At 64.4% G+C, this 5,479-nt stretch carries 5 protein-coding genes; 2 read left to right on the forward strand and 3 right to left on the reverse strand.

Features of this window, described 5'->3' with window-relative positions; translation table 11 throughout:
• Nucleotides 1-126 precede the first annotated feature (126 nt).
• Nucleotides 127-789 (reverse strand): exopolysaccharide biosynthesis protein, encoded by a 663-nt coding sequence (locus tag AC3WL7_RS17040; protein ID WP_313419078.1) that lies wholly within the window; start codon nt 787-789, stop codon nt 127-129.
• A 169-nt stretch (nt 790-958) separates the two neighbouring features.
• Here AC3WL7_RS17040 and yidA point away from each other — a divergent pair, with 169 nt between their 5' ends.
• On the forward strand, nt 959-1,792 hold the full coding sequence (gene yidA / locus AC3WL7_RS17045; protein ID WP_492751951.1) for a sugar-phosphatase: 834 nt from the start codon (nt 959-961) through the stop codon (nt 1,790-1,792).
• A 51-nt stretch (nt 1,793-1,843) separates the two neighbouring features.
• Here the strand turns inward: yidA and AC3WL7_RS17050 are convergent, their stop codons facing one another.
• Entirely contained in the window at nt 1,844-2,326 is a 483-nt protein-coding gene (locus AC3WL7_RS17050) for a hypothetical protein (protein WP_200734510.1), read from the reverse strand.
• A gap of 243 nt (nt 2,327-2,569) precedes the next feature.
• Nucleotides 2,570-2,833: a hypothetical protein gene (locus AC3WL7_RS17055; protein ID WP_492751855.1), complete on the reverse strand. Its 264-nt coding sequence runs from the start codon at nt 2,831-2,833 to the stop codon at nt 2,570-2,572.
• Nucleotides 2,834-3,132: 299 nt separating this feature from the next.
• On the opposite strand from AC3WL7_RS17055, the gene AC3WL7_RS17060 reads away from it, so the two are divergent.
• Nucleotides 3,133-5,439, forward strand: coding sequence for a TonB-dependent receptor (locus AC3WL7_RS17060; RefSeq protein WP_492751859.1), 2,307 nt, complete (start codon nt 3,133-3,135; stop codon nt 5,437-5,439).
• The last annotated feature ends 40 nt before the right edge of the window (nt 5,440-5,479 follow it).

A 5,479-nucleotide genomic window follows, 5' to 3' on the forward strand; every position in this document is an offset into this window, starting at 1 on the left:
CGACCCAGCCATGTTGAAAGTGGGTCAAGCCTGCTTCCAGCAGGCTTGACCACGAACATAGGATCTCGGCTCTACAGAAGAAGCGCAGCCGAGCATGGGCTCGGCTCTACAAACGGCCAGCGCCGTTTACGCGGGCGACGTACCACCACGCAGCCCACTGAACACCGATTCCGCTGCAAACCCCACGCCACCCAGCAGCACGCCGAAGTACACCACCGTGGCCACCACGAACGCATAACCGGCCGCCACCGCCGCGCCATCGCGCTGAATGAACCCGATCGCGAACGACATCAGCGCCAGCGCAGGCAAGGTATTGCTGAAGGGAATCGGCCCGGCCGGTGCCATCAGCAGCAGCGTGGCAAACACCAGCGCCAGGTTGTTCAGCCGCATCATCTTCTTCGAACGCACCATCACCGCCAGCCGCATCGGCTGCGACAGCCGCTCCATGCGGTGCACCCACTTCAGGGCGCGGCCCAGGTTGGCCTTCAGCTTTTCGGTGGCCACCTCACGCTCGGCCAGGCGACGCGGTACCCACAGCGGGCGGTCGCGCACGCGGCTCAGGCCGATCAGCAGGATGGACGCACCGAACACCGTGCTCAGCCCGGGAATCGACACCGGAATCAGGAAGATCGCCGAGAGCAGGATCACGATCAGCATCAGCCCCTCGTCGCCCAGCGCCTGCAGCAGCGTGCCCACGCGGATCTGCTCGCCGGGCAGGCCGTGGATCAGGTCTTCGATCTGCTCGGCCAGCGGTGCGGTGTCGGTAGCCTCGGGGGCGCGGTAGGTCATGCGTCTGGATCTCCAGGGTAGGGCGGTCATGGGGGCCGTCCTGCGGTGGGGGGCGCACAGGCTTGCTGAGTATCCCTGCAGCCGCGCCCGGCGGTATGAACCGCGCATGAGGCGGGCAGGTGCGCGACTGACCTAAAATAGCGGTCCCCACATGCAAGGTTGGACGTTGATGGACATGGGCCGCAGACAATCGACCATCGCACTGGTCGCCATTGATATGGATGGCACCCTGCTGGATCCCGCCCATAAGCTCACCGAGCGGGCCAAGGCGGCCATCGCCCAGGCGCGCACGCTGGGCGTGCATATCGTGCTGACCAGCGGCCGCCCCGTATCCGGCCTGGCGCCGTTCCTGCAGGAACTGGGCATCAACGGTGACGACGACTACTGCATCGCCTGCAACGGCGGCCTGGTGCGGCGCCTGGGCACCGGCGAGAACGTGGCCGAATTCCCCCTCAGCTTCGAGGATTTCCGCTACTGCGAACAGGTCGCGCGCGATATCGGCGTGCACTTCCAGGCCCTCGACGGCCAGCGCCTGTACACGCCCAACCAGGACATCAGCCGCTACACCGTCATCGACTCGCATCTCTCGCACGTGCCGCTGTCGTACCGCCGCGTGGAAGACATGGACCCGTCGATGTCCTTCATCAAGCTGATGATGATCGACGAGCCCGACGTGCTGGACGCGGCCATCGCACATCTGCCGACCGAACTGACCGAGCGCTTTGCCGTGCTGAAGAGCGCTCCGTTCTTCCTGGAAGTGTTCGACCACCGCGCCGGCAAGGGGCCCAGCCTGCAGAAGCTGGCCGAGCACCTGGGCATCGACCGCGCCAACGTCATGGCCATCGGCGACCAGGAAAACGACCTGACCATGCTGCAGTTTGCCGGCACCAGCGTGGCGATGGGCAATGCCATCGATGCAGTGAAGGCGGTGGCGCGTTTTGAAACCACCACCAATGCCGAAGATGGCGTGGCCAAGGCCATCGAACGGTTCGTACTGCGTTAAGGCGATGGCACGCAGGACGCCGCCGCACTCGGCGACGTCCCGCAGCCAGCTTTATTGGCAGACGTACTCTCGTGCTGACTCAATGAAGTCGACGTCGAGTTCGTTGTACTGGATTTCGACGGTTTCCTTGCTGGTCGAGGTAACCACTGCGCGCGTGCCGACGGTGCACGCGGCAGGGAGGCCACCAGCGAAGACCTGGCCATTGATTGCATACGCCAAGCCGTAACAGGCCGAGCCGAGCTGGAACGGATTATGGCCGCAGGCATTCACCTGCCCGTTGGACAATCCACTGGAGGCGCTGTAGTTGGCGGTCCAGCCGCTGGCTGAATCGGTGGCGCAGATGCCTGGAAAATCCTGAATCGGTGTATCGGCGGCTGTGCAGGTGTACTGGTTGTAGCTTCCGAACCAGCTCAGTTTAAGGTACGCCGAGCGGCCGCTGTCGACCCATTGTGCGGCGGAGGCAGTTTCGGCGAAGGCGGACAGGCCGAGCAGGCACAGTGCAGATACAGCGAGCGGCTTCAATCCATTCAACATGACGTTCATCCTTTGAAGTGTCGAGTTATCGCGTCGGAGCGTTGCATGGCAGCGCGTGCGAAAGGCCTCGCATAGGTCCGCGCGGCCGCCGTGGCCATAGTCAGCCAGCTACATTGCAGCTGCAAGCCGATTTGACAGGCAAAAGTGGAAACACTGACGCAGCGCACATACACCCTTCCGTAATGTAGTGGTGGCAAGGCGGCTATCGAAGCAAGCGCAGTGTTTGGTTTCCGACAGAGTTGCTCAGGCGTCAGCGCCGGTCAGCATTGGCCGGGAGCGGTAGGCACGCAGCCCCGCATCCTTCTCAAGTGCAAACGGCGCGACGATGCCCAGCGCATGCAGCTGGCCAGGGCTGATCGGCCATGGCGTGGTGGCCAGCGCATTCATCAACGCGTCCAGGCGTTGCGGCGAACGTGCTTCACCCCTGTCCTGCGCCTGCGCAGCGCCCATACACAGCAGCATCAGGCACGCGATGGCGAATGCTCTCCCTGCGGTCCAGCGGATCATCGGCGCTCCTGCCAACGGGTGTCGGGCAATTGAAGATACCGGACAGAACGATACCTGCGTATAGCCGTGCTGTACCACGGTGCAATGGTGCGCGCGGCACGGCAGTGCAACACTTCCGCCCGTCGAAATCACCTCATCGCATCGCCCGGCAGTTGACCGTCTTCCTCTGTCCCTGACCGGCGCGCAACGCGCCGTTCCCTCTTCAACGCAATCGCATTCCAGCCACCGCATCGCCATCCGGTGCTGCCGCGCGCTGGGCGTGCGCCTGCGTCTTCATTCCCCTGCACCTGGATCCGGCCATGAACACCCCACCCACGACCCTGCTCGCCCTGGCCCTCAGCGCCGCCCTCGCCGCACCCGCTTACGCTGCCGAAACCAGCGACGCGCCCACCACCCTCAATGCCCTGCAGGTCATCGCCACGCCACGCGGCGCGGCGGTTGCACCCACGCAGGTGGTCGGCCCGAACCGCTACATCATCAACGCCGCCGACCTTGATGCCATGGTCACCGGCAACAACGCCCTGGCCATGCTCAAGGCCGTGCCTGGCGCCAGCTACACCGCCACCGACGGCCTGGGCCTGGATATCTCCGCCACCAGCCTGTTCGTGCGCGGCTTCCGCATGAATGAAATGGGCATCACTTTTGAAGGCGTGCCGCTGAATGACAGCGGCTTCCTCTCGCTTACCGGCACCAGCGTGGTCAACGTGGGCGTGCCCGACGGCATCGGTTCGATCACGGTCAGCCCGGGCGGCGCACCGGTCAGTTTGTTTTCCAGCAGCGCCAACGGTGGCAGCCTGGAATATCGCCTGCGCGACCTGCAGGACACGCCCAGCCTGCGCATCAAGCAGGGCGTGGGCAGCAACCGCACCCTGGTCACCACGGTATCCGCGCAGAGCGGCCAGCTGGGCGAGCACGGCCCGAAAGTGCTGGTCGACCTGCAGCGCGTCTCAGCGGACAAGTACCAAGGCGCAGGCACGCAGGATTTCCTGCGCGGCAACCTGAAGGCGCAGCAGGAGGTGGACTGGGGTGATTTCACCGTCTTCGCCTCCGACAGCAAGGCCAAGGTCTGGGGCTACAACAACATCTCCTTCGACATGATCCGCAAGCTGGGCTGGAAGGCCGACAGCTTCTACCCCGATTACGCCTGGGCGTACTACGTGGCCTCGCCGGAGAATGCCGATGAATCCTGCGGTGCCTATACCTGCGGCGAGCTGTCCGAACTGATTCCCTACCAGACCGGCCAGGTCACCCGCGACCGCGTGGCGTCCATCAACCACCGTTTCCAGATCACGCCCGCACTCAGCGGCAACGTGCAGCTGTACAACGCCAACAGCCACACCCAGGCCACGCTGACCGACCCCACCGTGCCGTCGCCCAACGGCGCGCCGTTCTCTGAACAGGTGCAGACGCCGCGCGTGAACCGCCTCGGTGGCATGGCCAACCTGCAGTTCGAGGTTGGCGCGCACATCATTAGCGCGGGCTTCTGGCAGGAGAAGAGCAAGGCCGCTGCCCGTACCGACTGGTACCAGCAACCGCTGCTGGGGCAGGGCAAACCGCTGAAGGCCACCGGCCCGTTCGATGTGCATGGCCCGGCCTTCCTCACCGACAACGCCTCGCGATGGGTCACCCGCTCGCAGCAGTTCTACCTGCACGATGACATCGCGTTGAGCGACACGCTGAAGCTGGGCGTGGGCTTCAAGGCCGTGGATTTCCGCACCGAAGGCGGCGGCCTCGGCGATGCCGTGGACCGACCGGTATACGGCGCGCTGCGCGCCAAGGACAACGTCCTGCCGCACGTCTCGCTGTTCTGGAGCCCAAGCGACGCCACCGATGCCTTCATCGACGTGGCCAACACCATGAACGGCTACCGCGTGGCCCAGCGCGGCAACATCGGCTATACCGCATCGGCGTGGACCATCAGCGACCAGGACGAGTTCGACCGCGTGGCCGGCACGCTGCGGCCGGAGAAGAACTGGAACTTCACCGTGGGCGCAACGCATCGCTTCGAGCGGCTGACGCTGACCGGCGATGTGTTCTACAGCGATATCCGCAACCGGTTGCTGTCAGCGGCCATCGGCACACAGTTCGCGCAGATCAACACCGTGCGGCTGATGCCGAAGATGCACGTGATTGGCGCCGATCTGGGCATTACTGCGGACATCACCGATCGCGTGCAGTTCTACCAGGGCGTGGCCGTGGCCCGTTCGTACTACGGCAGTGATTTCGTGGTGGGCGATACCGTGTACCCGATCAAGGGCAACGCCCAGCCGGGGTATCCGCAGGTTTCGCTGGTGAGCGATCTGTCCGCGCATCTTGGCAATTGGCGCTTGGGTGCCACCAGCACCTCCTACCTGCGCCAGCCCTTTACGTACGAGAACGATATCCGCGTGCCCACGTTCTGGCAGGTGAACACCTACGCCGCATACACGCTGGGCGAGGGCAGTGTGCTGCCCGGGTTGGAACTGCGGCTGGATGTGAGCAACCTGTTCAACCGCAACAACATCGGCACCGCCACGATTGCCGGTTCCTCGTTCTCGGGCGATTACCAGACGCTGCAGCGCAGCGCCCCACGGCAGGTGATGTTCAGTACCGCAATGACCTTCTAAGTAGATCCACGCCATGCGTGGATGCTCTCCGCGCACCCCG

The organism is Stenotrophomonas sp. FW305-3-2-15-E-LB1, assembly GCF_058787375.1.

Bases quoted from the DNA above. Each gene is read 5' to 3' on its own strand.
- AC3WL7_RS17050 (WP_200734510.1), bottom strand. From the start codon at position 2,326: ATGTTGAATGGATTGAAGCCGCTCGCTGTATCTGCACTGTGCCTGCTC.
- AC3WL7_RS17055 (WP_492751855.1), bottom strand. From the start codon at position 2,833: ATGATCCGCTGGACCGCAGGGAGAGCATTCGCCATCGCGTGCCTGATG.
- yidA (WP_492751951.1), top strand. From the start codon at position 959: ATGGACATGGGCCGCAGACAATCGACCATCGCACTGGTCGCCATTGAT.
- AC3WL7_RS17060 (WP_492751859.1), top strand. From the start codon at position 3,133: ATGAACACCCCACCCACGACCCTGCTCGCCCTGGCCCTCAGCGCCGCC.
- AC3WL7_RS17040 (WP_313419078.1), bottom strand. From the start codon at position 789: ATGACCTACCGCGCCCCCGAGGCTACCGACACCGCACCGCTGGCCGAG.